General features: G+C 48.6%; 23 protein-coding genes and 1 pseudogene. 5 read left to right on the forward strand and 19 right to left on the reverse strand.

The annotated features are described in order from the left end of the window. Positions 1-183: 183 nt before the first annotated feature. The 4 genes from GJB61_RS12265 to GJB61_RS12280 all read right to left on the reverse strand — a co-directional run bounded on the left by GJB61_RS12265 (position 184) and on the right by GJB61_RS12280 (position 4,458). The gene (locus GJB61_RS12265) at positions 184-957 is read right to left on the reverse strand and encodes a glucosamine-6-phosphate deaminase (RefSeq protein ID WP_154118767.1); all 774 of its coding nucleotides are present in this window, start codon (positions 955-957) and stop codon (positions 184-186) included. A gap of 122 nt (positions 958-1,079) precedes the next feature. Next, complete coding sequence (locus tag GJB61_RS12270; protein ID WP_229521612.1) at positions 1,080-2,642, reverse strand: extracellular solute-binding protein; 1,563 nt, start codon at positions 2,640-2,642, stop codon at positions 1,080-1,082. Positions 2,643-2,681: 39 nt separating this feature from the next. Beyond that, a complete protein-coding gene (locus GJB61_RS12275; protein WP_154118768.1) occupies positions 2,682-3,548 on the reverse strand; it encodes a carbohydrate ABC transporter permease in 867 nt (288 codons plus the stop codon). A gap of 16 nt (positions 3,549-3,564) precedes the next feature. Then, positions 3,565-4,458, reverse strand: coding sequence for an ABC transporter permease (locus GJB61_RS12280; protein ID WP_154118878.1), 894 nt, complete (start codon positions 4,456-4,458; stop codon positions 3,565-3,567). Between the two features lie 317 nt (positions 4,459-4,775). On the opposite strand from GJB61_RS12280, the gene GJB61_RS12285 reads away from it, so the two are divergent. Further along, positions 4,776-7,055: a helix-turn-helix domain-containing protein gene (locus GJB61_RS12285; protein WP_154118769.1), complete on the forward strand. Its 2,280-nt coding sequence runs from the start codon at positions 4,776-4,778 to the stop codon at positions 7,053-7,055. 116 nt (positions 7,056-7,171) lie between these two features. On the opposite strand, the gene GJB61_RS12290 is transcribed toward GJB61_RS12285, so the two are convergent. The 3 genes and pseudogenes from GJB61_RS12290 to GJB61_RS12300 form a co-directional block, all read right to left on the reverse strand. Next, the gene (locus tag GJB61_RS12290) at positions 7,172-9,673 is read right to left on the reverse strand and encodes a glycoside hydrolase family 9 protein (protein ID WP_154118770.1); all 2,502 of its coding nucleotides are present in this window, start codon (positions 9,671-9,673) and stop codon (positions 7,172-7,174) included. A gap of 371 nt (positions 9,674-10,044) precedes the next feature. Next, on the reverse strand, positions 10,045-11,148 hold the full coding sequence (locus tag GJB61_RS12295) for a Gfo/Idh/MocA family protein (RefSeq protein ID WP_338115771.1): 1,104 nt from the start codon (positions 11,146-11,148) through the stop codon (positions 10,045-10,047). Between the two features lie 24 nt (positions 11,149-11,172). After that, a pseudogene (locus GJB61_RS12300) lies at positions 11,173-11,831 on the reverse strand (ThuA domain-containing protein). Between the two features lie 152 nt (positions 11,832-11,983). Between GJB61_RS12300 and GJB61_RS12305 the strand changes: the two are divergent. Further along, entirely contained in the window at positions 11,984-12,820 is an 837-nt protein-coding gene (locus tag GJB61_RS12305) for an AraC family transcriptional regulator (RefSeq protein WP_195724311.1), read from the forward strand. Between the two features lie 41 nt (positions 12,821-12,861). Here GJB61_RS12305 and GJB61_RS12310 read toward each other — a convergent pair whose 3' ends face one another. After that, positions 12,862-13,029, reverse strand: a complete 168-nt coding sequence (locus GJB61_RS12310) for a hypothetical protein (RefSeq protein ID WP_195724312.1) — start codon at positions 13,027-13,029, stop codon at positions 12,862-12,864. Positions 13,030-13,228: 199 nt separating this feature from the next. Between GJB61_RS12310 and GJB61_RS12315 the strand changes: the two genes are divergently transcribed. Continuing rightward, the gene (locus tag GJB61_RS12315) at positions 13,229-13,501 is read left to right on the forward strand and encodes an ArsR/SmtB family transcription factor (RefSeq protein ID WP_229521613.1); all 273 of its coding nucleotides are present in this window, start codon (positions 13,229-13,231) and stop codon (positions 13,499-13,501) included. An 80-nt stretch (positions 13,502-13,581) separates the two neighbouring features. Then, positions 13,582-14,922, forward strand: coding sequence for an MFS transporter (locus GJB61_RS12320; RefSeq protein ID WP_154118773.1), 1,341 nt, complete (start codon positions 13,582-13,584; stop codon positions 14,920-14,922). A gap of 197 nt (positions 14,923-15,119) precedes the next feature. Here GJB61_RS12320 and dmpI read toward each other — a convergent pair whose 3' ends face one another. From dmpI to ltrA, 5 genes are all read right to left on the reverse strand, one after another. After that, positions 15,120-15,302, reverse strand: coding sequence for a 4-oxalocrotonate tautomerase DmpI (dmpI, locus tag GJB61_RS12325; RefSeq protein ID WP_154118774.1), 183 nt, complete (start codon positions 15,300-15,302; stop codon positions 15,120-15,122). A gap of 78 nt (positions 15,303-15,380) precedes the next feature. Next, positions 15,381-16,343: an aldo/keto reductase gene (locus tag GJB61_RS12330; RefSeq protein ID WP_195724313.1), complete on the reverse strand. Its 963-nt coding sequence runs from the start codon at positions 16,341-16,343 to the stop codon at positions 15,381-15,383. 16 nt (positions 16,344-16,359) lie between these two features. Further along, on the reverse strand, positions 16,360-16,890 hold the full coding sequence (locus GJB61_RS12335) for an NAD(P)H-dependent oxidoreductase (protein WP_154118775.1): 531 nt from the start codon (positions 16,888-16,890) through the stop codon (positions 16,360-16,362). 140 nt (positions 16,891-17,030) lie between these two features. Next, positions 17,031-17,987, reverse strand: a complete 957-nt coding sequence (locus GJB61_RS12340) for an IS30 family transposase (protein WP_154118776.1) — start codon at positions 17,985-17,987, stop codon at positions 17,031-17,033. Positions 17,988-18,163: 176 nt separating this feature from the next. Beyond that, a complete protein-coding gene (gene ltrA / locus GJB61_RS12345) occupies positions 18,164-19,426 on the reverse strand; it encodes a group II intron reverse transcriptase/maturase (RefSeq protein WP_154118777.1) in 1,263 nt (420 codons plus the stop codon). 186 nt (positions 19,427-19,612) lie between these two features. Here ltrA and GJB61_RS31665 point away from each other — a divergent pair, with 186 nt between their 5' ends. Then, positions 19,613-19,918: a hypothetical protein gene (locus GJB61_RS31665; RefSeq protein ID WP_229521614.1), complete on the forward strand. Its 306-nt coding sequence runs from the start codon at positions 19,613-19,615 to the stop codon at positions 19,916-19,918. Between the two features lie 131 nt (positions 19,919-20,049). On the opposite strand, the gene GJB61_RS12350 is transcribed toward GJB61_RS31665, so the two are convergent. The 6 genes from GJB61_RS12350 to GJB61_RS12375 all read right to left on the reverse strand — a co-directional run bounded on the left by GJB61_RS12350 (position 20,050) and on the right by GJB61_RS12375 (position 24,718). Continuing rightward, positions 20,050-21,006, reverse strand: coding sequence for a helix-turn-helix domain-containing protein (locus GJB61_RS12350; RefSeq protein ID WP_229521615.1), 957 nt, complete (start codon positions 21,004-21,006; stop codon positions 20,050-20,052). Positions 21,007-21,024: 18 nt separating this feature from the next. Next, entirely contained in the window at positions 21,025-22,056 is a 1,032-nt protein-coding gene (locus GJB61_RS12355) for a cyclophilin-like fold protein (RefSeq protein ID WP_154118778.1), read from the reverse strand. A 21-nt stretch (positions 22,057-22,077) separates the two neighbouring features. After that, entirely contained in the window at positions 22,078-22,671 is a 594-nt protein-coding gene (locus GJB61_RS12360; RefSeq protein ID WP_154118779.1) for a cyclophilin-like fold protein, read from the reverse strand. Positions 22,672-22,746: 75 nt separating this feature from the next. Continuing rightward, positions 22,747-23,286 carry a cyclophilin-like fold protein gene (locus GJB61_RS12365; RefSeq protein WP_229521616.1) on the reverse strand — a complete coding sequence of 180 codons (540 nt, stop codon included), beginning with the start codon at positions 23,284-23,286 and terminating at the stop codon, positions 22,747-22,749. A gap of 49 nt (positions 23,287-23,335) precedes the next feature. After that, on the reverse strand, positions 23,336-23,902 hold the full coding sequence (locus GJB61_RS12370; protein ID WP_154118780.1) for a sugar O-acetyltransferase: 567 nt from the start codon (positions 23,900-23,902) through the stop codon (positions 23,336-23,338). 72 nt (positions 23,903-23,974) lie between these two features. Further along, positions 23,975-24,718 carry an SDR family oxidoreductase gene (locus GJB61_RS12375; RefSeq protein ID WP_154118781.1) on the reverse strand — a complete coding sequence of 248 codons (744 nt, stop codon included), beginning with the start codon at positions 24,716-24,718 and terminating at the stop codon, positions 23,975-23,977. Positions 24,719-24,738: the final 20 nt, after the last annotated feature.

A 24,738-nucleotide genomic window follows, 5' to 3' on the forward strand; every position in this document is an offset into this window, starting at 1 on the left:
CATTCTGTATTACACTGGCACTTCACACCGTTCTTCCAGCATTCCAGCAGCTTCAGCCGTGTTCCGTCCTCCGCAAGCTCGGTCACAGCGGCAATCTTCCCCCCCCGGCAACCATCAATTCAATCGGCTTGCCGGTTCTGTAGTGCCTTCCGGCAATGCTCTCCCGCTCTTCCGGCACAGCCGTCATAGGCCGAATGCCTCCCGGTCGGTGAACAAGACCATGTCCGGATGGGTGCGCAGTATCGTGGCCGGGCAATCGGTACTGACCGGGTCTTGGAGCGCTGCCTGAAGGGCGGTCCGCTTGGACGCGCCGGGCACAATGCCGAACAGCTGCCCGCCTGCCATCAGCGCCGGAATGGTCAGCGTCAGTGCATGGGTCGGCACCTCTTCCAGCCTGGAGAAGCAGCCGTCATTCACCTGTTGGCGGCGGCAGGCCTCCTCAAGCAGTACGGCCTTGACCAGGACCGGGTCGTTAAAGTCCGCCACGGGCGGATCATTGAAGGCAATATGGCCGTTCTCCCCGATCCCGAGGCAGACGATGTCAATTGGAGCCTCACGCAGCAGCTCCGAGTATCTCGCGCATTCCTGCCCTGCATCCGCCATTCCGCTCAGCAGCTCCACCCTGCCGGGCTTCACCCGGCTGAACAGCCTGTCGGTCAAAAAGGTTCCGAAGCTCTGCGGAGCCGCGCCGTTTAATCCGATATATTCATCCATATGAAAGGCGTCGACCCGGGACCAGTCAATCCTCTTCTCCCGCACCAGTCCTTCATACAGCTCGTTCTGCGAAGGCGCGGCGGCAAATACCATCCGCAGCCGCCGATCCTGGTCCAGCAGCCTGCGCATATTCTCTCCAACCCGTGCCGCCGCAGCTGCGCCCATGAGGCTGCGGCGGCTGTAGATATGGATGGACATCCGCTCCGCTGTTCTTACATCCAGCAGCCCTTCTCTATCGTCCATACCGCACTTCCTTTCCTGCTGCAATTCCTTGCCCTTCCCTATCGTCCATGCCGCAATCCTTAGTTCCGCACGCACCGACTCCAGCTATATTGACGCGCCAGCTAAATCTCATTACGAATTCCTCAATCCCCATTCAGCTGTACGTTCTGCATACGGTCGTAAGCATCCTTATAGACGGCAATCAGCTTGTCCACTCCCAGACTGTTCATTTCCTCCACATACATGTCCCATTCGGCCAGATTTCTGGAGCCGGTGACGAATTTGGCGAAGCTCTCATCCCGGTGCTTGTTGATCGCTTCTCCGGTAAGGGAGATCACTTCATTCTCCTGCTCGGTGAAGGCCGGGCGCGGCTGCATGGCGGACGGGTCATACTTGGCCGCTTCTTCATATGCATGCTTAAGGTTGTCGGAGAACAGTGACAGGTGGGCGTCGAAGTCAATCCAGGTGTACGTGCCGCTCGTCTGCAGCCCGGTCTGCTTGCGCATTTCGGTCACATCGGTGTATTCCGGCTTGAACTTGATGACATCGCCTTCCTTCACATAAGTCTCCCCTTCCTTGCCCCAGCTGGCAAGCGTACGCCCTTCCTCTGTATAGAAGAAATCCATATATGCCATGATGTCGTCGATCTGCTTGGAGGTCGAAGCCACCGTCAGACCGCTCTCCAGATAATGAAAATAAGGATTCAGCTGCTTCCCGTCCGGGAGACCAGCAGGCGGAGCCAGGAACTGCATGTTGAATTCAGGATTGTCCTTCTGCATCGCATTGTTGAAGAAATCGATCCGGCTGATATAATCGACGGTGACAAAGGACTTGCCGGTAGATACCATGTCCTGCCATTGCTTCGTCTGCAGCGAGAGGAAGTCCGGAGGAATCAGCCCTTCATCATAAAAGCTTTTCCACATGCCGAGCATTTCCTTATAGGCGGGCTCCGTTGGCCCGTAATGCCACTCACTTGTATCAAAATTATAATAAGCGCCCTCACTGGTCCCGAAGTTTATCGTCATGCTGGCATTCAGCTCATCGGGGTTCTGCCCGTAACGGATGGAGAGCGGGAAGCTGTCCGGGTATTTCGCCTTCAGCACCTTAAGGGCTTCATGCAGCTCCTCATAGGTCGTTGGAGCCTTCAAGCCTTCCTTGTCAAAAACATCCTTCCGGTACATCCAGACCAACCGATTCGTCTCCCCGAAGCCCTGGTTCGGGAACATGTACATCTTCCCGTCTGCGGACAGTGCCGCCTTTGCTTCGTCGGGATACTTCTCTATCCACTTGCTCAGGTTCGGCATTTTGTCCAGATGCTCCTTGATATCCACCAGAGCCCCTTGCTGGCCGAATTTGTTAGATTCCTTGCGGTTCGGCATATATAGGAGGTCCGGCAGGTTTTTGGAAGCAATCGCCAGATTGAGACTTTCTTCGAGTTCCCCGGAAGGCGTCTGAACCTCCAGGGTGACACCGGTCTTCTCCTTCAGCCAGCTCCAGACCGGCCAGGACTCCGAATAAGGAAACGTTGCATTGTTGTCCAGCAGAGCCGTGAAGGTCTTGGCCGGCACAGATGGGCTTCCCGAACCTTCACCGCCCTCCTGTACGGCGGCTTCCGGCGCGGCTGCATTATTATTGTTGCTGCTACAGCCGGACAGAAGCAGCAACGCCATTACGGTAAGCAGACTTGCAGTCATCCATTTTTTCATATAACCCACTCCCATTCCCATGAATTGTACAGTTCCTTGTTAGCCTTTAACGGCTCCAATCATTGCGCCTTGGACGAAATACTTCTGGATAAACGGATAAACGGCCAGAATCGGAAGCGTTGATACCATAATCGTTGCATATTTCAGTGATTCTTCAACAATCTGATTATCACCTCCAATACCGGCTACATCACCCGAGCTGGTGCTGCCGGCAAGGACCAGATTCCGCAGCAGCACCTGCAGCGGGAACAGCTCCGAGGAGCGCAGATACAAGAGCGGGCCGAGGAAATTATTCCACATGCTCACCGCATAGAAGAGCGCAATCGTCGCAAACGAGGCTTTAGACAAGGGCACGATGATACGGGCAAAAATACCGATGTCATGGAGCCCGTCCATACGTCCCGACTCCTCCAGTTCCTTCGGAATGCCCGCGAAGAACGTGCGCATCAGAATCAGATTCCAGGTGCTCACCGCACCCGGCAGTACCATTCCCCACACGGTATCGACCAGATTCAGAGAGCGGACCACGAGGAAGGTGGGAATCATCCCGCCGCTGAAGAACATGGTGACCACAATCATAAGGGTGAGGCTTTTGCGCAGCGCCATATCGCTCCGCGACAAGGCGTAGGCTCCCGTGGAGGTGATGAGCAGCGAGATCAGTGTACCCGTAACGGTGTAGATGATCGTGTTCTTGTAGGCTACCCAGATCTTGGAGTCCTCCAGCACCACTTTATACATATCGAGGTTAAAGCCCTTGGGCCAGATGGACACTTTATTCTGGATGACATTAGAATCACTGCTGAGCGATACCGCCAGCATGTGTACAAACGGGTACAGGGTAGCGACCACAACCAGCAGCAGCACAATCCCATTGATTATACTGAACAGGTTAATCCGGAATTTCATGATAAGCACCTCTTTTCTACCATAGACTGGTTTCACTTATGCGGCGGCTGATCCAGTTGGCACTATAGATGAAGACCAGACTGATAATTCCCATGAACAGGTCTATGGACGCGCCATAGCTGAAATTACCTTGCTGCATGCCGACTCTGTATACATAAGTGCTGATAATATCTGCAGTTTCATAGATAGCCGGATTCTGCATCAGAAAGACCTTCTCAAAGCCGATCTCCAGCACCTGCCCGATATTCAGAATGAGTGTAATGACAATCGCGGGCGAGATACCCGGCAGCGTAATATGCCAGATCCGGCGCAGCCTGCTTGCTCCGTCCATTTCTGCCGCTTCGTACAACTGCGGATCAATGGCGGTCAGCGCGGCCAGATAGATGATCGTCTCCCAGCCGATATGCTGCCAGATTTCCGAGAGCACATAGATGAGGCGGAAGAAGCCCGGCTCATTCATGAAATTGACCGGCCCGATGCCAAGCCCGCCGAGCAGATTGTTAATCAGCCCCCCCGTAGGCGAGAGGAACATAATCACCATACTGGCGACAATAACATTGGAGATGAAATGCGGAAGATAGCTTACCGTCTGAACCAGCCTTTTGAAGGAAGCCTTTCTTACCTCATTCAGCAGAATCGCGAGCAGGATAGGGGCCGGAAAGCCAAATACCAGCCTGTATAGTCCAAGAAGAAAGGTATTCTTCATCAGCAGCAGGAAGTCCGGGTTCTCCAGAAACAGCCGGTAATATTTGAAGCCTACCCATTCGCTGGCCCAGATCCCTTTGAACAGATTGAAATCCTTGAAGGTGATCACCAGCCCGAACATCGGCAAATACTTGAAAATCAGATAATACAGCAAACAAGGAAGAAACAGCAGCCATAATAATTTGTTCTTTCTCCAGGTCCTCATGACCCGTTCCCTAAGCTGCGGACGGCCCCGGTTATTCCCGGCAGATTCCTTCTGCAGTACACTTGTTTGACCCATACGCATTCCCCCTAAGTATAAATAGCGATGTCAGATTAATTCCCCCTCTAGGCTGGGTCTTATTCCTGAATTATACGGAGGAATTTTGTGATAGCGCTATCAGCATGTTATATTACATATCGCCCGATTCACGATTTTCTTGGAATTAGCTTATAAAAAGAAGAAAGTGCATATTGTCCGTGTGAGCTTTTGGGAGCTATGATGGAATAAAGGGAAGCTTCATTGGCTGAGGGGGAAACATTATGCGCACAAAAACAGACTCCAAATTCGCTTTCAACGCCTTGTTCGTGAAGCTGATGCTGAGCTTTCTCGGTGTCATCCTGCTTCTGGCTTCGTTCAATCTCTTCTCTCATATCTATCTGAGCAAAAAGGTCTATCAGGAGATGGTCCGCCAGAATGAGCTCGGCCTCCAACAGACTGCCCTTAGCTACGAAAATCATTTCCGGCTCACGCAAAACATCATCCTGGCCCTAAACCAGTCGGCAAAATGGACCGCCAACCTGGGCCTCCTGAGCCATATCGGGGAGAACAGGCGTTATGATGTGGTCAGTGAGGTGAAATCGGATCTGGTCACGATCTACTCCAATCCGTTCCTGCATATTGAGAACTTCATTCTCTATTTCAAGGAAGCGGATTATGTCCTGGAAAAGGACGGCACAAGCCGAATGAATGATATGTTCTCCAAATATTATGCCAGCAAAGAGTATCCGCCGGAGTATTGGAGGCAGCAGACGATGGACAAGCAGTATATGAAGATCCTTCCTGCAGCCGACTTTACAGAGACGACGATGAACTCCATGCGTCCGCTCGGGTCTCTTCTGCCGCTGGTCGTGGAGGTCCTGCCCTACAAGGAGGTCTATGGCATTGTCATGCTGAATGCACGTGAACTGCAAACGGCTTACGGGGATGGAAGCTCCAACCCCTTCTATATTCTGGACAGCAACGGCGATACGTTGTTCTCCACCTCCATAGACCATACGCCACCCGGCGCCGTCTCCGGGAACGGCAGTTATCATAAGCAGGTCGGGGACCAGTATTATTTCTATCAAAAAGGCGGGCATACCGGATTCACCTATGTCCGGGTTACACCGGCCGCCGCCATCACTTCCGGGATGCGCCAGATGCAGCTGCTGCTGGCCGCCCTGCTGACTGCCGCCGTGCTGGCCAGTATTCTGTGTTCGCTCTTCTTCAGCTTCCGTCTCAATCAGCCGCTGCAGCGTCTGATTGCAGCCCTGGAGCGCAAATCGGGTGCAGGCGCGGGTAAGCTGAGCAGCGTGAAGGAATTCGCCATCATCGGGGACCGCATGAGCCGTATTCTGGAGACCAATCAATTCATCCAGACCGACCTGGAGCATAAAAATTCACTGGTGCGCCAGTACGCCTACTCCCATAAAGTAAAGAACATCCCTCTGAATCCCAATCTCCTGGATCTGGAGGATACCCAAGCGGAGGACCAGCCGTATGCGGCCGTGCTGTTCAAGCTCAGCTTCAAGCAGCCGTCCCAGAGCCCGGAGAAGGATACCCTGATGCTGTGGCAGCTGATCCAGCGTCTGTTTTTGGGCAACGAAGGGGATATGGTGGCTGTGCAGCCGGAGCAGAACCAACTTCTTCTTCTGCTGTTCCGCTGCGGACCGCAGAGCGGCATTCTTCAGACTCTCCAGACCCTGAAGGAGCTGCTGGAGGAGGAGCCTGCCCTTTATTTGACTATCGCGGTAAGTCCTGTCTACTCCGGAGAGACTCCGATTACCGATGCTTACGGGAGTCTGTCCTCGCTGCTTAAAGAACGCAGGCTGAATAAAGAAACCCAAATTATAGTGGAGCCGCGGGCTTCATCGGCCCGTTCCTTTCATGTCAAAGTGACCCACGGGGAAGAGCTGTCTAACCTTCTGCTGTCGGGCAATGAGGAGGCGGTGCTGGGATGGCTGGACAGACAGCTGGAGCAGCTGAACCAGAAGGATGCGGCGGCCGAGGACTTCCGGGCCTTTGCCGCGGGGGCGGTGGAGCAGGCGGGCAAGACTGTGATGAAGCTGGGATTGCGGGAGGACGTGCTGATTCAGCCTGTTCTCAAGGAGAACTTCGAGAACTTCTATTCCACCGGGCAGTACAGGGCATGGCTGCACGCCCTGGTCCGGCCGATCCTTGCCGATATGCGGACGAAATCCGAGACCAAAGATCCGGTTCTTGCCTATGTGCTGGACTATCTGGACAAGCATTACGGGGAGAATATCAATCTGAATCTGGTTGCCGACAAGCTGAACCTGAGCCCTGGCTATCTGTCCACCTTCTTCAAAGAGAAGCAGGGCATCAATTTCAGCGACTATCTAAACAACCTGCGGATCGGGCATGCCAAGGAGCTGCTGATGAACCTCGACCTGCGCATTCAGGAGATCGCACTTCAGGTTGGCTATCTCAATGTCAATTCCTTCATCCGCATGTTCAAGCGTGCCTCCGGCCTCACTCCCGGCGAATACCGCAAAAGCCATGCCAGCGGAACGCCCGTATCAGGAGACGGGCCTGAATGAGTTCTATTCCTCTGCCCAGGTCTGATTGGATCTGCCCAGGCACACGCAAAGAAAAGGCTGCTGATAATGCACCGGCAGCCTTCCCGTTCAAGTTCTGTTTCCCTGTGTTTCCCCGTCTAACTCACTGTCAAAATCGGTTTATTGGATGTGTTTTCTTTGCTGTTAAAGCTTATACTTGCGCCGTTATTATTCTCAATCTGCATCTTGAAGGTCATTTTTTTGTCCCCCCTTATCTGGCTATTTACATAACCCGTTGCATCGATTGTGTACCAGCCTGCTGAAGGTACATTGATTGTACCAACCAGCACTGCGCCTGTACTGCCGGGTTGATTATTCCAGGTGATGCTTCCTGTTCCTGATTCAATCCATTCATCACTGCCGGTAAGTCCGTATATCTTTACAGGCGTTGACGCAGACGCGGCGTTACAATATACCTTCAAGAGAGCAGAAGCAACGGATGATCCGGAACGCCCGGTAAGATCAAATCTTACAAACCCTTTGCGGTTATATCCCTCATCAGGATCTCCTTTCACATCGATTGTTGCTGCGGTTCCATAGTTTGTTGCGGCATAGGTGCCGTCTCTTACATAGGCATCACCATTTGTAATATAGTCGGTTGAGGCATTCAAAGATGTTGTTGCGCTCACAATAGAGCTCCATGCACTTGTACCTGCGCTATTTTTAGCGCGTACCTTATAGTTATGGGTTGACCCTGCCGTCAAACCGCTGTGAGCATAGGGAGATGTCACGTTGCTTACGGTGGTTCCATCCACTTCAAGGTCATATCCTGTTGCACCGGATACTGCATCCCATGTCACATTGATTTGTGCCGGGCTTGCCGCAGCCGCTGACAATGCCATGGGTACAGCCGGTATGGCAGGCGATGCGCCTCCTCCCATAAAGGCAACCATTGCCATGCCCGCTGCATTACCTGATATTGTAACCTCATTGGTAGCATAGTCTCTGCGGTTATCATGCCAGATCATCCGGTTGTCATTGAACTGCACGATATTGGGGTCTTCTTGTCCCGCAAGCAACGGATCCTGCTGGTCTACAGCATATTGCGCACTGGTTTCAAACCCCTCGCTCCAGGCCCCGCGGAGTTGATAATTCGGATTATTCACACGGTTCAATGTGGTTACACGATGGCGGGGATTTTTAAACCAGGTTGTACCCGCACCATTTAACATACTTACACCCCATGGATTCCTCCCCAGCAGGTAATCAATCTGCTGCTGGGCCAGAACAGCATACGTGGTAATTCCGGTTAGTTCCTGATACATTAATGCTTCAATCGCATTATTGCTCATCGCTTCATACGTACCCCATTTGGGTTCACTGCTGGTATTCCAGAATTGCCCGTTGGCATAATTCTTTTTTAAGTTCAGATGATTATTCATACGGCTTGTGGCAGTATTCTTATAGGTCGGGTCAAGGGAGGCAACCTCATAGTTTGCCCAGTGATAGGCTCTGGACCAGTTAAGGCTTGTATTGCTTTTGTTGTACCATTCACCTGCACTGTCACAATAAGATTTTGCTTCTGTTAAATATGCAGCTGTACCTGTAGCCCGGTAGAGCTCGGCTGCCGCCCAGGCCATATCATCTTTATAATCCGTATCTACGTAGAATTCGTCCGCATCCCCTGCAATTCCAGTTCTTGTTTTACCCCATGTGTATATCTGCTGGGCCGCGGTCAGATAGCTGCCGGCCAATGCAGCATTATAGGACGGGCCGCTGGGGTCTCCCCAAATTTTAGCACCCAGTGCCAATGCAGCTGCTGCTTTTCCGGCAAGGTTTGCTCCTGTACCGGCAGGGCATGGATGCACCGGACGTGCCGCCCCATATATCGTATTATCATCCTGCGGCCAGGTTTTGCTGCGGGAATCCAGATCATCATTTTCAACATCATGGTCCAGACCATCTGCTACTTCCATATACAGGATCTGGTTGGTGTTGTCCCACATCTTGTGTATAAAATCAAGACCAGCCTTTGCTTCCGTCAATGCTCCGCCCGAGCTTGCGGGAGCAGGAAAAGCTTCCGGATGGTGGATATAAGTGGTAAGCATCACATCTGTAACATGTCCGATAGTGCTCATAAATTTTATATAATCCGATGCATCATGCCAGCCTCCGGTAAAGTCCTTTGTGCCGGACGCACCATCAGGCTTTCCATCAATGGATGAGTTCGTTCCCGGCGTGTGGCATACGCCATGATCCTGCGGATTGGTATTGCCGCATCGCTGAACCTTGAAAAACTGCATGGACAGATCGGACAGACTGCTGTAAACCGAATTGCTGATATCAAAGGCTGGAGATGTGTAGGCGTTGATTTTTATATAATATCCGCTTCCGGCTGTATTCAGTGAACTGAAATCTACAGCATAGGAATAAGCACAGTTTGCACCACCCGCGTCGCCCCAGCTCCCTTTACTGGCAGTGGAAATGGTACCATTCAATACGGAGGTGTTATTTGAATTGAAAACATCATATCTGACTCCGCTCAAGCTTGTGCTTGATAAGACAATGGCTATTTTACCCGCAGACGGACTGTATCCAACCTGGTTAACCCTTATAAATATGCCGCTTGCATTTGCTTGAACCGAACCCGATGAATTCATATATTTGTACACACCCTTTCAATCTCTTATCTCACGTGTTTTTCTGCTTTCTTTACTATGACCGCTAGCCCAACTTAGTATGAAGCTGCTTGCCTCCTCCAATCACCTCCACCTTGAAGTCATTTGAATCTCAGGATGTAAATCGCAGTGTCTTGGATCGATGTTTCCCCATTATAACCGGCCTATTTGTGGAAAATAAATCCTCATTTGTTATATTCTATCGTCACTTTTACGGAAAAAGGAGGAACTGAATACGAATATTGAAAAGTGCATATTGTTGGGAGACCGAAAAAAGGCTGAAGACACTGGCAGGTGTCTTCAGCCTAAAGAGTTCTTATATCTTGAAGCCCGGTACTTGCGCCGGGGAAATACTATCCTAAATACCCCTTAACCAGACCCAGCGGCAGCAGCTTCGGCTGCTCACAGCTGGTGGTCAGCTCCGCATACCGCTTACTGCCCGAGCTCGTATGGAACGCATGCATAATCTCAAGCACATGATTGGCGAGCTCGCCACTCGCGCGTGGGGTGTCTCCTGTCTCGATGCAGCGGGCCATATCGGCTACGCCAATCCCCCGACTGTTCCCGGCATAATTGTAGATCAGTGGAATCTCCTGGAATTCCGTGCTGTGGGCCGGACGCAGCAGGATCGGACCGCCGAAGGTATTCGGGTCCGGTACGATCAGCGTGCCGAGTGAGCCGTAGATTTCGATCCGCGGCAGCGTGCTGTGCCATACATCGAAGCTGGTGATCATCGTTGCCACAGCTCCGCCGGCAAACTCGATGGTTCCGGCCACATGCGTAGGCACTTCTACATCAATCACTTTGCCGAATTTCTTCTCACTCGTAATCGTCCGTGTGGCAAAAGAGGTTTTGGTGATACCGCATACCGTTTTGGCCGGACCGAGCAAGGATACCAGGGCCGTGAGATAATACGGTCCCATATCAAACATCGGGCCGCCTCCGGCCTGATAGTAGAATTCAGGGTCCGGGTGCCAGCTCTCATGCCCGTGGCAGAGCATGAAGGCAGTTGCTGCCACCGGCTCGCCAATATAGCCGTCGGCAATCAGCTTGGCGCAGGTCTGCAGACCGCCTCCGAGGAAGGTGTCCGGCGCGCAGCCGATGAACAGCTTCTTCTCTTTTGCCAGATTAACAAGCTCGGTGCCATTCTCAAGCGTCAGGGACAAAGGCTTCTCTACATACACATGCTTGCCGGCCAGCAAGGCTTGCTTGCACACATCAAAATGGAAATTAGGCGTCGTCAAATTAACAACAATCTCTATCTCCTCTGAAGCCAGCAGCTCTTCCGTTGACCAGACATTAGGTATACTGTATTTCTCCGCTGCCTGCGCCGCCCGCTCCTGATCCAGATCGGAACAGGCATAGACCTCCGTATTCACAAACGTTCCGCTCAAATTCTCGAAATAAATGCCGCTGATATTCCCGCAGCCGACGATGCCTACCTTCACTTTACGCACAATGATTCCCACCTTATCACAGTTTTAGTTGGCAGCCCACAAGAAGCCCCGGCGCATCAGTTCCTTGGCCTCCGGAATATCGAACACATCCGCATGATGTCCAAGGGAATTATAGAACACCTTGCCTTGGCCCCATTTCTTCGTATAGACTACCGGCATTGTGATCACACCGTTCGCCGAATGCTCGCCCTCGCTCAGCACGAAAGTGGTTGTAGCCAGGACGTCTACGGCTGGATCTACATGCAGGTAATACTGCTCCGAAGTCACCTTGAAATCCTGGATGCCTTCCACAATCGGACTGGAGCCGGACTTCACAATGTTCACCTCATACTCCACCCCATCATTGAAGGGATGCGCCACCCACTGTGATCCGGTCAAAAATTGCCATTCTGTATTATTGCGGAAGGAATCGCACATGCCTCCGTGACAGCCGGCAATTCCCACTCCGGAAGCTACAGCCGCAAGAACCGACGCGACCTGCTCACCGGCGATTTCGCCCATCGTCCACACCGGAACGATCAGGCTTAATTCCTTAAGCGCATCCGCGTTATTGAAGCTGCCCAACGTATCGGATACTTCTACTTCAAAACCCTCTGCCTCTAGGATGCGGCAAAAATCGCAGCTACCTCATTCGGCTCATGGCCGTCCCATCCGCCTTTTACAATCAGTGCCTTCTTCGTCATATTAATGTTCTCCTTTATCGTCATGAAATCAATCATCTGTCCACCTGTTGAAATTGTAATCCAATCGGGTAGCAGATGCTCGCCATTTCACTTGTATGAATGGTCATTTTTTGCTAAGTTTATATACAAATAGAACTCAGACAGGAGAACCCATGAGAGCCTTTCACGAGAACAGAACCTATCACTCGGCTTTTCCCTTCACTGCATTTAAGAGTCATAATATTGAATTTCTGGCCCATTGGCATCATGATCTGGAGATTGTCTATGTAATAGAGGGGGCGGTCCGGATGGGGATCAACTCGGAGACGCGGATATTGCAGGCAGGGGATCTGGCGATCTGCAGCAGCGGGGACATTCACTACTATGACAGCAAAGACAACAACTCCACGCTGCTGCTCGTTATTTTCAATCCTTCATTGCTCGGGTTTCCCGCAGGGTGGCCATTGAATGTAAGACTGACCTCTCCTTTTATTGAGCGAAGTTCCGCCACGGAGGGAGAGCAGACGGATATCGTCAACCGGATATCTGCGATTATGGAGGAGCTGCTGCGGGAGTATAATGCGAAGCTTGCGTATCATGAACAGCTGATATCCGGCCTGCTGCAGGAGCTGTGCGGACTATGGCTCAGGCATATCCCGCTGGATACCGTCAATCCGCATAAGGACAAGCGGCGCATCACTACCATGAAGATTATGCAGGAGGTTCTGGAATACCTCGACATCAACTACATGCATGCCATCACACTTGCCGACGCAGCACAGCAGGCTAACATGAGCCTGTTCTATTTCTCCCGTTTCTTCAAAAGCATCTCGGGCATGAGCTATATCGCCTATCTGAGCAGCATCCGGGTCAACCAGGCAGAACGCTTGCTGCTGAGTACAGACAAAAGCATTCTCGATATCGCGCTGGAATGCGGCTTCACCAATATCCGCACCTTCAACCGGGTATTCAAGCAGGTGAAGCAGCGGACACCGGGCGAATTACGCTAGATACGTCTTAACGTCTGCCTGGCTTATCCATACGGAGATCCTCATACAGCTGTCAGGAGGCTTCGATTTTCACGCGTCCTCCGCGATAATCGTTTCCCGGCGGCGTGAACGCGGATACGCACCTCTCCCGGACCGGCATGAAGCTCCTTGATCTCGATAGTCTCAAGAACCTCAGGGCCGCCATATTTAAGTAGTCCAATAACTTTCATTTCAATGCCCTCCCGTCGCCGATATTAGACATCGTAATATAAGGCATCTGGCTGTTCAATCGTCGAATTATCGTTGTCTGTCGATTAATCAACAAATCATCAATAATTGTATATTATCTTGAATACTTCTTATCAAAGAGTAGATCTGTTTGACAATCCATAACCCTTAAAGTATTATGGTTTCATGACTATTAAACTAATGAATGATGCAGAGCGTGTTCGGATTTTCCAAGCCCTGTCCGATGAGAAACGAATCGAAATTATCCGGTTTTTAAAAAAAACAGAGCAGCCCCCCATTTGTGGAGAGGTTGGCAAAAGCCTGGGGATCAGCAAATCCAATGGTTCTTATCACCTTAAGCTATTATCCGAGTCCCGGCTAGTCAATATAAAAAAGGAGGGAGTACAAAAGTACGTAAGTTTGAACTTGGAAATTTTCGAAAGCTATTTACCCGGCTTCATAGCTACTCTCTAAATAGTAGCTTTTTTTTGCCTATATAGTCATAATGTTTTAGAACTATTTGATAATTAAATGAATTTTAAGGAGACTGACTGATGAAAACAAATACTAAAGAGGCTGCACTACTGGCAACGTTATGTTTTTTGGTGCTTATGGGCGTTTCCAATGCTCTTTTATTTAATGTCGCGTTACCCAGTGTGATTAAGGATCTGAATATTTCGGCTACAAAAGCCAGTTTGATCATCACCTGCTATACCTGTATTATCTCTATCGGAGCGCTGATCTATGGTAAACTGTCTGAAAAATTCCAAATCAGAACTCTATTCCTTGTTGGTATCGTGTTATTTGTCAGCGGGTCTGTTCTTGGATATCTCACCCATGAGTATTCATTCTTGATTGCGGCACGCGTAATCCAAGCCAGCGGCGGGTCCGCCTTTATACCCTTATCCATGATTACCATTAACCATTATCTGAAGGCAGCCAATAAAAAGACAGGCCTGACTCTGATCAGTTCAATGATTGCACTGGGATCAGGCACTGGTTTTCTAATCGGTGGAGTAATCACTACATATTTTGGCTGGCATTCTCTGTTTCTCATTATGCTGATTATTGCATTTGCTTTCTTAGGCATCTATACCTTTATGCCAGCAGCCTACATCAAAGAAGATCACAGTCAGCAGCATTTTGATGCGGTAGGTGCCATCATTTTAATTATCCTGATTGTCTCCTTCCTATTGGCAATCTCCTTGAACCTTTGGCTGTTCATAGTCACGCTGTTGATGATTCTGGTCATGAATGCTTATGCAAAAGGAAACCGCGTAAATCCATTCGTCGACTTACATACGCTGAGTCTGAAACCTTTCCAAAGACTGCTCCTAGTATCTTTCCTCAACAGCGCTTCTATGGTTGCTGCCTTATATCTGTTTCCGTTGCTGCTTACGCGCAACTATTCAGTAACCCCTGTTGTTATTGGTTCAATTCTGTTTGCTGCTGCACTTGTTAGCGTAGGCATCAGCTTTTTGGCAGGACGTCTGCTTCGGACATGGAGCAGCAAACGATTGATCAGTATCTTCACCTGTGTATCTATAGCAGGATTTGTGCTTATGTCTGGAGGAACTGAACGATCGCTAACACTTCTAGTCCTTGCTCTGCTATGTATATATATTGGATACTCTGCCATCCAAGTAGGGCTTAATCATAGTGTTCCCCAGGTGATTCCAGTTTCAAAAAGTGCAGCGGGGTTCGGACTTTATAACATGATAAACTTCGTCGGCATGGCTTTCGGACCTGCACTGGCCAGCCGTATGCTCTCTTTGCACAGTGAATATTGGACTATTTTCTTAGTGTTTGCTGCCTTACTGGCAATGAACTTACTCTTTATGCGGAAGAACAGAGCGACTGTTCAATTGACAGGAGCTGAAGATTCCAGCCTCTAAAGCTACAAAAAAAAATAAATGGCTTCAAGTTCAGCGAACAAGTGGAAACGGCTTTGCCGTCCTTTTTGAGGACGGTACCGTTTCAGCGAGAAATATAAGGAACATTTATTGCGCAAAGCATATAAATTCATATTTCAAAAAAACCACGATTAACGTGGCTTTTTTGTTCGCTATTCTATTCCGCCAGTTGAAATCAATCAGCGGTCTGCTAGAAGTTGTCCCGCTACACCAATATTCTCCAGTTCATTTTCCTTTACCAAAACGATAAATGCCGACGCCGGTACATTCATGATGGATGAAGCAGATGACGTAACTTCGGTGACCAACATTTCCTTTTGCTCTTTACTTAATTTTGCGGCCTCAATAGTAATCACAGGCATGATAATTCCTCCTTCAGCTTGAAAAACGAGTTAAAATCGTCTTCTACAGAAAACAAATCCTTGCAATCCACCTTTTTACTAATGCATCGGATTTTCCCACGCGCCTTTGACCTCAACGCCGGTCTCTTTTGCTGCCGCTTCAAGATCGCGGATTTCTTGCTCGGTCAGACTGATTTCTGCTGCTTTTATAGCATCCTCAATGTGGGAAGTTTTCGTAACGCCGATAATCGGCACGGTTCCTTTCGCCATGGCCCAAGCTGTTGCAATTTGTGCAGTGGATGCATTGTGTTTACTTCCGATGTTTCTCATAGCTAGAATTAAGCCTTCCAGCTTGGTGAGCGTGTCAGAATCAAATGCTTCGCCTCTACGGGTACCGCTTGGTAAAGGATGTTGCGCACTGTACTTGTCAGTCAATGCCCCTTGTTCCAATACCATATATGAAAAGAACACAATATTTTGCTCTTTACAGTAATCTATAATTCCTGCTTCTTCTGATGAACGGTACAGCAGACTGTAATGGTTTTGTACTGCTGAAATTTCCAGTCCTTCTTCCGCCAAGATACTAGCTGCCAATTTGATTTCTTCCAGATTATGATTAGAGACACCGGCATATTTTACTTTTCCGCTTTTCATCAGAGGGATCAGTTTTGACGTCCATCTTTTCACATCTGCCGGATTGTGGATCCAATAAATGTCTGAATGCTCAACACCAAGCCGATTTAAGCTTCCGTCCAAAAGTTCCTCAACCGTGTTGTCATTATTACCGGCCATTTGAGGTGTGAATTTCGCTGAGATCAGTACATCATTGCGGCCTTTAGTGAAGCTTCCCAAAATAGTTTCTGAGGCGCCCATTCCATATACAGCTGCTGTATCCCATAGATTGAATCCGGCATCCATCGCGGCTTCAAATACCGGCTTCAGATCAGCTGCCGAAAGATGATTTCCAAAAATGGCATCTCCGCCGGCTGAACCGGTACCCCAAGACCAAGTACCAAGAGCGATTGAAGGAATCATCTCATTTTTCATTTTCACCAATTTCATTATCGTTCACGCCTTTCTATTCTGCGGCTGGTTTCAGTGCATGAGCCAAATAGTCTTTCACAGTTTGTTCAATTTGTTCATCGGTTAACTGCATGACTCCAAAGGCTGCGTAAGGTGTCAAATAACGTGTACCAATCATGTTGCTTGTTGCATGGAACGGCCGAAGCAGTTCTGTAAGAGTGAAGCTGAACGCACCTTCAGCCGTATAGGAGTCTTCTGAAGCACCTACGCTAACGGCAAGCAGGAGTTCTTTGCCATGCAGTTTGTTTCCTGTGCTTCCATAAGCCCATCCGTAAGTGAGTACAGTATCCTGCCATTTTTTCAGCAATGATGGTGAGCTGTACCAATAAATAGGGAATTGCAGAATGACCCGATCATGCTGCTCCATCAACTTTTGCTCGGCAGCAACGTCGATTTCCTCATTGGGATATGCTTCATAAACGCGGTGAATCGTTACATCAGGCTGTTTCTCCATTTCTTCAGCCCAGCGGCGGTTGAGACGGGAATCAGAAAGATTAGGGTGGAATACAAGAACCAGTGTTTTCATATGGTATCTCTCCTTATTTCTTTTTAGTGGATCAAGCTGTATTGCATGAATTAAGAATATCAAGAAAGACCCATTGTTTCTTTGCTGACAGGCCCATTTCATTTGTTCATTTAGCCCAAATATTTTGATATGACGGTTTGTCAAGCTAAGTGCGATACCTGTTCCATAAAAGATTCGTGAGCAGACTTCCAGCCTAGACATTTTCGAGGACGGCCGTTAATGAGGCGAATGGCATTCGCCAGATCTTCATCCGTGACCCCTGCGAAGTCATGCCCCTTGGGGAAAAACTCCCGTAGAAGCCCGTTTCCGTTTTCATTGGACCCGCGTTGCCAAGAAGAATAAGGGTCTGCGAAGTAGACCTTTATCGTATGAACGTTCTCTAGGGCGGTATAACAGGCAAATTCCTTTCCTCGATCCGTTGTAGCACTCTGAAATGTTGCTTGCGGATATTGGCTAGCCACAACACCAAAGGCAATCTCCATGGAGTGTGCGGTGCGATCTGGCATCTTTATGGCTACGTACATTCTTGTCTTCCGTTCAATAAAAGTAGCCGCACAAGCCTTGCTTTTACCACGACTGGAAACCACCGTATCGAGCTCCCAATGACCAAAAGTTTCCCGTTTACGAACCTCTTTTGGGCGCTGAGTGATTGGGGTTCCAACGAGGAATCGCCCGCGTGTTTCGACGGGTTTACGCCGTTTCCCTTTGTGGCGTAGGTGTTTTACTTCTCCAGCTACAAGAAGGCCCGCATAGAGCCATCTATAGATCGTCTTGAAGCACACAAAAGTCTTACCGTCTAACCTTCGTTTCTCTGCGATCTGCTCGGGTGACCACGTTTGGCGTAGCTTCTCCTGAAGCTCCTCAGCAAGTATAGCGGTGAACTTTCCGGTAGGTACGCTGGAGACTCTGCGCTGTTGATAGGATCTTTGAGCCGGTAGGGCTTCGTATGTCTCATTCAAACACGACCTTTTGATTTCACGAGCAATGGTGGCATGATGTCGATTGAGTTGTCGGCTGATTGCCCGGGCTGACCAGCCCAACCGATGCAAGGCCTCTAGTTGTCCGCGCTCGACTATGCTAAGATGACTGTAACCCATGGTGTGATTCTCCTTGTGTGAATGGTGTGTGGTAACTTCATTCTACACGAATCTCCCATGGGCTTTCTCTGTTTACCTGTCGCACTTCATTTTACAATCCGTCATAATCGAGTAGGAGGGGGCGGTGAGCCCCCGACCTCTCACACCACCGTACATACCGTTCGGTATACGGCGGTTCATGAAATATTCCGTATGGAGTTGTATCTGTCCAACAAGCTCTTAAGTCCATTGGATTCCCAGTATTGGTTATTCAATGCTCGCGACAAAATTGGACTCCCTGCAATTCGCCAGTACCCTTTACGGGTATTCCCCCACTCATAGGCTTTACCCTTGGGCATGCCTAGAGATAAAAGCCTTTTAACTTTGGTTCGTGGGTTCTTCCATTGCTTCCATAGGCACATTCTTAGCCTTCTTCGAATCCACGCATCCATCCTTTGAAAGATACTTGGCGTATCCGCAAGCGAGAAGTACCCACACCATCCCATTAGGTATTGGTTTAGTTCCTTCATTCGCTCTTCCATCCTCATCGGCTTCTTTCGGGAGGTTATCTCTCGAATTCTGACCTTCGCTTTCTGTAAGGACTGCTTTGCAATTCTCACTTTCGGCTCTATGTCTGTGCTAAAACTAAACCCTAGAAACTTCCGTTTCCATGGGTGGTCTACCGCACTCTTCGCTTGGTTGACCTTGAGTTTTAGCCTCGTCTCGATGAATCGGGTGACGGATGCCTTGACTCGTTCGCCTGCTCTTAGCGTTTTCACGTAGATATTACAGTCGTCCGCATAGCGGACGAAGCGGTGTCCACGTTTCTCTAATTCCTTGTCCAGTTCGTCTAGTACGATGTTAGATAATAACGGACTCAAAGGCCCCCCTTGCGGTGCGCCTTCTCGTGTCGGTTGAACTAACCCGTTCTCCATCACGCCCGATTGTAGGTATTTCCGAATTAGCAACAGGACTTTCTTGTCCTTCACTTTCTCCGCAATTTTCATCATTAGACGGTCATGGTTGACGCGGTCAAAGAACTTCTCCAAGTCCAGATCGACTACGAATCGATAGCCTTCTTTCATAAATGTTCTCGCTTTCCTTACGGCATCATGTCCCCGCCGTTTGGGGCGAAATCCATAACTGTGCTCGGAAAAGGGTGGATCGAACCATGGGGTTAACACCTGAGCGATCGCTTGTTGCAGCATTCGGTCTGTCACGGTAGGGATTCCCAGTTTCCTGACACCTCCGCCATTCGGTTTCGGGATTTCGACCCGACGTACGGGGCTCGGCTCATAGGTTCCTTCTTCTATCGCTTGCCGTATCTTCTGCCAGTTTTGTACGATGTGTTCGCGTAAGGATTTTACGGTCATCCCATCTACGCCATGGCTTCCTTTATTCGATTCGACTCGCTTTAACGCTTGTAGAAGATTTTCCCGTGACAGCAACTGCTCCAACATTTTTTTCCTCTCTTTACGTGATTTGTGCCTTCTTCTTGTGCCAAAGATGAATTCTGCCCTGCCGAAGCTCCACACGGGATTCACCGCTTCCTTCTTCAATCAGGTCCTTTCGGATTTTCTGCTGTCATGACTCATCTTGAACGCCTAGATGCACAAATGCCTATTTCATGTTCAGCCCTTCCGCTCGTGTTGCAACACGAAAGCGTACTATGGCGTCTGCTGACTTCTGTACGTTCAGCCTGTCCTCGCGGCCAGGGTTACGAAATATCTTCGCCATCCGTACAGATCTCCCCAGGTAAGAACGCTATCTTCCTCTCCATCTATCTGCTTCATTTACTCTCGTACGCCTTTGGCAGTATGGACTTTGGTTTGTTTAGCAACCTCATCCAACATACGCTAGCCTTATATGAAGTTCGTGTTCCTCAGACCGGAGATTTGCCGCCGGCTTCCTTCAGATTCCACCTCACGGTGGACACCCTTGCCTTAAGCTAATGACTACTACTGCCTTCGCCATTCGGGACTTCAACCCTAGAGATAGCGCCCATGCTGGGCGCACTAAAAAAACGTTTCACGGAAACAACCGCGAAACGTTATACGACTGAAGCGTGTTTTTCAGGTTTTCATTAGCTTGTACTTACCCTGTTCTTCACTCTATCATCCCTTAGCCTGGATTGTTGTCTATATTCCGACGGAGACTTTCCAAACCGAAGTTTGAACACTTTGGAGAAATGAGCGATGTTCTCGAATCCCACGGAGTAACAGATATCAGTGACGGAAAGCTTCGTTTCTAATAAAAGATTCTCGGCTTTATCAAGCCTCCGGTTGCGAATCCACTTCAACGGAGAAGTATCATACGTTGCCTGGAAATCACGCTTGAATGTAGACAGGCTTCTGCCCGACAAATAAGCCAGATCATGAAGAGAAACTGGATTAGTGAAATTCTCCTCCATGATTTTACCGATACCGTTACTGTCATTGTTGCTCGGCTGCAGCAACTGGTATAGGAATCGTTCATTTGAATCTGAAATATGAAACAGCAGCTCCATTAACTTGACTCGAACCAAGCCGTCGTTGATATGCTCCGGTTTGTCGAAATAAGGTTTTAAGGATTCAATATAAGCTGTAATGAGATTATTGACTGGGATAATGGACACCGGAATCATATCGCTCACGGGGTAGATTGGCTTCAGCTCTGCAAATTTGACGAAGTCCTCCAACGTTTTTTCGTTAAAAAAAAACATCATATAATCAAGCAAGTACTCGGAACCCTGTTCCCCTGATTTCTCGTATTCGATCACGATCGATTTGTGAAGAAACACCATTTCATTACTACGCACGGTATACTTCTGATCCCGGAAACGAACAGTATAACTACCTGACTTCACGTATAGCAGAAGATGCTCCTTCAAAAAATACGAGCCTATTCTGCCTTGGGTATGCAGACAAAATGTAATGACAGACATCCCATTCAGTTTTAAGTTCCCGTTTTGATCAGGCGCGTTGATCAGCTGCTCAGGCACCCTGATTAATCTACCTACACTTTTAGACATAGGTGTTCCTACCTTTTCTTGGGCTTCCATTTCAATTCAGCTTCCCCTCTAATCCATTCGTTCAATTGTAACTGTAAAATCCTCTTTCATGCCTGCAAAGGCTTCAATCCCTGAATCAATGCTGCCTAGTTGAATCAGACCGCTGGAATAACCAAAATCCTCATAGAAGATAGCCAAATTTCCCCAAGGAGCATAATACGTAATGTTCCCTACGGAGGGGTCACTGCCCGCCGGCATACCTTCAGTCGATAATTTTCTCGGCAGATCACTAATTTTCTCTGTTCCGGCGAAATCTTGCAACGTTAAGGTTAACGGTAGTTGGGAAATAAAATCACGGCTTGACACATTGTCGAGCATTGTAGCTGTAAATACTGTGTTGCCGGCCGTAAGTTTAATTTTCAGCATCTCTTTACCGTCTGGATGAGCACTCATAATATTTTCAGCACCTGTTTCTGCTGCAAACAATTCTTGTAGGGGTTGTGCAGCCTCTACGTCCACCACTTTGTCAGCAACTAATTCATCCAATAGCGTGCGGTCACTACCCTTCACTTTGACAGCTAAGGCAGAGTAAGAAACGGCAACCATGTCGCCGCGCAAGAAATTGCCGTTTTTTGTGATAGACGATAAAAGACCAAGTTCATCCGCTGCAACTATTGCTGTCTGATACGAAAATTCATTCCCGTAACCCAGCGCGCGCATCACAAAGGTGGTGTACATTTGCAGACTGCATAACCCGCCAGGATTAAACTTGTCGTGACTTGCACCCTGAGTAAAGTTTGAGCTGTACATATAAGCAATAGCATCCTCTGCCCAAGAAGGTACATCGGTGAAGGGATGACTGTAGTTGCCATTCCTCGCCTGATTTTCCGCCCCCAGTAGACGTACCAGCATGACTGCCGCTTGAGCACGGGTAACCTGACGGTCGAGCTCATAACCATTATTGGTGCCTTGAAATAATCCCAAACTATGGAGGGAGTCTGCCTGAACGTTATTGTCAGCTGCATAAGTTGGTTGTCCGAAAATACCTGATACCAGAACCATGGCGACTACAACGGCAATTCGTTTTAAGTATTGTTTCATTCAAATCCTCCCATTACTAGCTCAGTCTGCAAGTGACCATGTAACCTGTACAGAGCCTGAACCAAGAGCAGAAGCAAGGTTGGACGGATCATCCACATGTCCCAGCGGAATATAACCGCCGAAAGAATTAGAGAACGTTTGATAAAAAAGTACCAGAGTGTTTCCTGACCAGCTCATAATATCACCGGCATGAATGGTTGCAGGACGCTCCGTAGATTGTGCCGGAAGATCCTCGGACAGATTATAGTACTTCTCCAGTCCATTGAGTTCCTTCATCTGGAAGGTCAAAGGAAATTGTGCGACTAACGCCTGAGATGTTTCGTTGTCATGAAGTGTTGCTGTAAATGTAGTGCTGCCTACAGTAATATGGATGGGAATTATGCCGGTTTTCATGGAATCATTATCCCCTGTTTCATCTGATGCGTTCTCCGAAGGTAATGCAGATGGTGGTAGTGTTAAAGTCGGTGCGCTCTCCGCAGGTACTTGTGAATTTGTACTTTCCGCGCTTCCGCTTGGAAAAGCAGAGTCAGAATATTGTTCATTATGTGTTTTACTGCAGGCTGCCAATGCAAATATAAGCCAAGTGCATAACAGTACACTTAAGACTTGACGCATGTTGCACCTCCTTTCAAAAAATTACCCATTCGAGCTAACACCGTTCACGGCTAGCTCATGAAGGAGAGGTACCCATTAATCTGCCAGTTCGATCAGTACATCATAGCTTCCGGTCAGTTGGCTTATTACCGATAATTCACTGTCAATTTTCCCGATGTTCACCTGGTAACCATATTGCTCAGACTTCTTTCCTTCATCTTCAAAAAGAATAGTGAAATAATCTGCATCAGTGGCAAAGTCAATGTCACCATTGAGCCAGCCGTAATGAACATCTTCTTCATTGAACTCCAGCGGATCATCCATTACGCCGCAGAAGTCGTGGGAATAGCGGTTTACATGCACGGTATAAGGCAGCTTGGATATTAAGTCCTGTGCTGTAATGCTGTCGTTCAGTGTGCCAGGGATGATCACATCACCGAAATGCATATTGATTTTTGTACCGTTCTCCAGAACTCGAGAGGCCTTAGTAGGATCAAGGGTTTGCACCTGTGCACCGTCAGATGCCACACGCACCAGATTCTTATCAGCTTCTGTCGTGTTGCTGGTTTGTGGCTGAGAGATATCGTTGGTAGTGTTATTTCCGTTACTGCAGGCAACCAAAGTAAATATCATCATTAATGCGAGAGGTAGCGCAAAAAGTTTTTTCACAATACTCTTTTCCTTTCTAATCTATCTGCTTTATCATTTTTGCCGGAACGCCTGCCACAACCGTATTCGGCGGAACGTCTTTCGTGACCACAGCGCCGGCGGATACGATTGAATTTTCTCCAATCGTAACACCAGGCATCACCATGGCACCGATGCCTATCCAGGCATTTCTTTTTATTACGATAGGGGTGCAAATTGTAGATTGTCTTTGAGCGGGATTCAGCGGGTGGTTAATGGTAATCAAATTCACTTTCGGTCCGATGAGAACATGATCTTCGATTGTAATCCCACCTCTATCCATAAACGAACAAGCGTGATTGATAAATACATTTTTCCCTACCCTGATATTTCTGCCGAAGTCGGTGTAGAACGGCGGAAGGAGATCGAATGTGTCATCGATTTCTGCTCCCGTTAACTTCGAGAATAAACTTCTAACCCTTTCAGCTTCATAGGATGAGCTATTTAATTCAAAGGTGATTTTTTGTGCTTTGTTAATGACCTCCCGGATTTTATAATATTCCGGATCATCCAGAGAAATCAGTTCACCTGATTTCTCACGTTCAAAGATATCTTTTGGATTCATTTTGTTAGACCTCTTTTTGATTTAAGAATAGATCAATGGTAATCTCTGCAGCATTTCGTTGACTTCATTCAGTTAGACAACTTGGTTCGTTGGGCGAATCAGGATTTCGCTTACCGCGACACTATCAGGTGTGCTAATGGCATAGGCTACAGCATCGGCGATGTCGCTGGACTTCAATCCAAATCCTTCAATTTTCCCATTATTCTTTACCCACTCACGATTCTCAGGGTCGTTGATCGTTGTATACAGTTCAGTATCGACTAATCCTGGAGAGATAATTGTGCTCCGCAGATTGTTCTCGCGTTCTTCTTGACGCAATCCTTCCATGATGGCCCGGACAGCAAATTTAGTTCCACAATATACCGCAGAACCAGGATAGACGACATGTCCTGCTACGGAGTCAGTCGCAATGATATGGCCGGATTTTTGTTTTCTCATCACTGGCAATACTGCGGCAATCCCATTTAGAACCCCCATAATATTGATATCCAGCATCTGGCGCCATTCGTCAAAACGTGTTTCAGAAAGTGGCGCAGTGGGCATGACTCCAGCGTTATTATATAGGACATCTATACGGCCATACTTCGTAAGTGCCAGATCAATTACGGCCTGAACATCCTCTTTGTTAGCAACATCTGCAACCACATATGAAATTTCAGCATCAGGCAGTGTTTCAACAAGAGCCTGCAACCGGTCTTCTCTGCGGGCAGCAATTACTAACTTTGCTCCTTCTTGGGCAAGCTTCTTTGTCGTTGCCTCACCAATCCCACTGGAAGCCCCCATAATAACAACAACTTTTCCTTCAATCTTTGACATGATCATTTCCTCCTTATCGT

The organism is Paenibacillus monticola (assembly GCF_009664975.1).
In the GTDB taxonomy this organism is placed as follows: Bacteria; Bacillota; Bacilli; order Paenibacillales; family Paenibacillaceae; genus Paenibacillus_AQ; species Paenibacillus_AQ monticola.

Bases quoted from the DNA above. Each gene is read 5' to 3' on its own strand.
- GJB61_RS12330 (WP_195724313.1), bottom strand. From the start codon at position 16,343: ATGAAATTGGTGAAAATGAAAAATGAGATGATTCCTTCAATCGCTCTT.
- GJB61_RS12265 (WP_154118767.1), bottom strand. From the start codon at position 957: ATGGACGATAGAGAAGGGCTGCTGGATGTAAGAACAGCGGAGCGGATG.
- GJB61_RS12360 (WP_154118779.1), bottom strand. From the start codon at position 22,671: ATGCGTCAAGTCTTAAGTGTACTGTTATGCACTTGGCTTATATTTGCA.
- GJB61_RS12285 (WP_154118769.1), top strand. From the start codon at position 4,776: ATGCGCACAAAAACAGACTCCAAATTCGCTTTCAACGCCTTGTTCGTG.
- GJB61_RS12305 (WP_195724311.1), top strand. From the start codon at position 11,984: ATGAGAGCCTTTCACGAGAACAGAACCTATCACTCGGCTTTTCCCTTC.
- dmpI (WP_154118774.1), bottom strand. From the start codon at position 15,302: ATGCCTGTGATTACTATTGAGGCCGCAAAATTAAGTAAAGAGCAAAAG.
- GJB61_RS12310 (WP_195724312.1), bottom strand. From the start codon at position 13,029: ATGAAAGTTATTGGACTACTTAAATATGGCGGCCCTGAGGTTCTTGAG.
- GJB61_RS12315 (WP_229521613.1), top strand. From the start codon at position 13,229: ATGAATGATGCAGAGCGTGTTCGGATTTTCCAAGCCCTGTCCGATGAG.
- GJB61_RS12355 (WP_154118778.1), bottom strand. From the start codon at position 22,056: ATGAAACAATACTTAAAACGAATTGCCGTTGTAGTCGCCATGGTTCTG.
- GJB61_RS12365 (WP_229521616.1), bottom strand. From the start codon at position 23,286: ATGATGATATTTACTTTGGTTGCCTGCAGTAACGGAAATAACACTACC.
- GJB61_RS12280 (WP_154118878.1), bottom strand. From the start codon at position 4,458: ATGAGGACCTGGAGAAAGAACAAATTATTATGGCTGCTGTTTCTTCCT.
- GJB61_RS12320 (WP_154118773.1), top strand. From the start codon at position 13,582: ATGAAAACAAATACTAAAGAGGCTGCACTACTGGCAACGTTATGTTTT.
- GJB61_RS12375 (WP_154118781.1), bottom strand. From the start codon at position 24,718: ATGTCAAAGATTGAAGGAAAAGTTGTTGTTATTATGGGGGCTTCCAGT.
- GJB61_RS12275 (WP_154118768.1), bottom strand. From the start codon at position 3,548: ATGAAATTCCGGATTAACCTGTTCAGTATAATCAATGGGATTGTGCTG.
- GJB61_RS12270 (WP_229521612.1), bottom strand. From the start codon at position 2,642: ATGAAAAAATGGATGACTGCAAGTCTGCTTACCGTAATGGCGTTGCTG.
- GJB61_RS12370 (WP_154118780.1), bottom strand. From the start codon at position 23,902: ATGAATCCAAAAGATATCTTTGAACGTGAGAAATCAGGTGAACTGATT.
- GJB61_RS12340 (WP_154118776.1), bottom strand. From the start codon at position 17,987: ATGGGTTACAGTCATCTTAGCATAGTCGAGCGCGGACAACTAGAGGCC.
- GJB61_RS12350 (WP_229521615.1), bottom strand. From the start codon at position 21,006: ATGGAAGCCCAAGAAAAGGTAGGAACACCTATGTCTAAAAGTGTAGGT.
- GJB61_RS12290 (WP_154118770.1), bottom strand. From the start codon at position 9,673: ATGAATTCATCGGGTTCGGTTCAAGCAAATGCAAGCGGCATATTTATA.
- GJB61_RS12335 (WP_154118775.1), bottom strand. From the start codon at position 16,890: ATGAAAACACTGGTTCTTGTATTCCACCCTAATCTTTCTGATTCCCGT.
- ltrA (WP_154118777.1), bottom strand. From the start codon at position 19,426: ATGTTGGAGCAGTTGCTGTCACGGGAAAATCTTCTACAAGCGTTAAAG.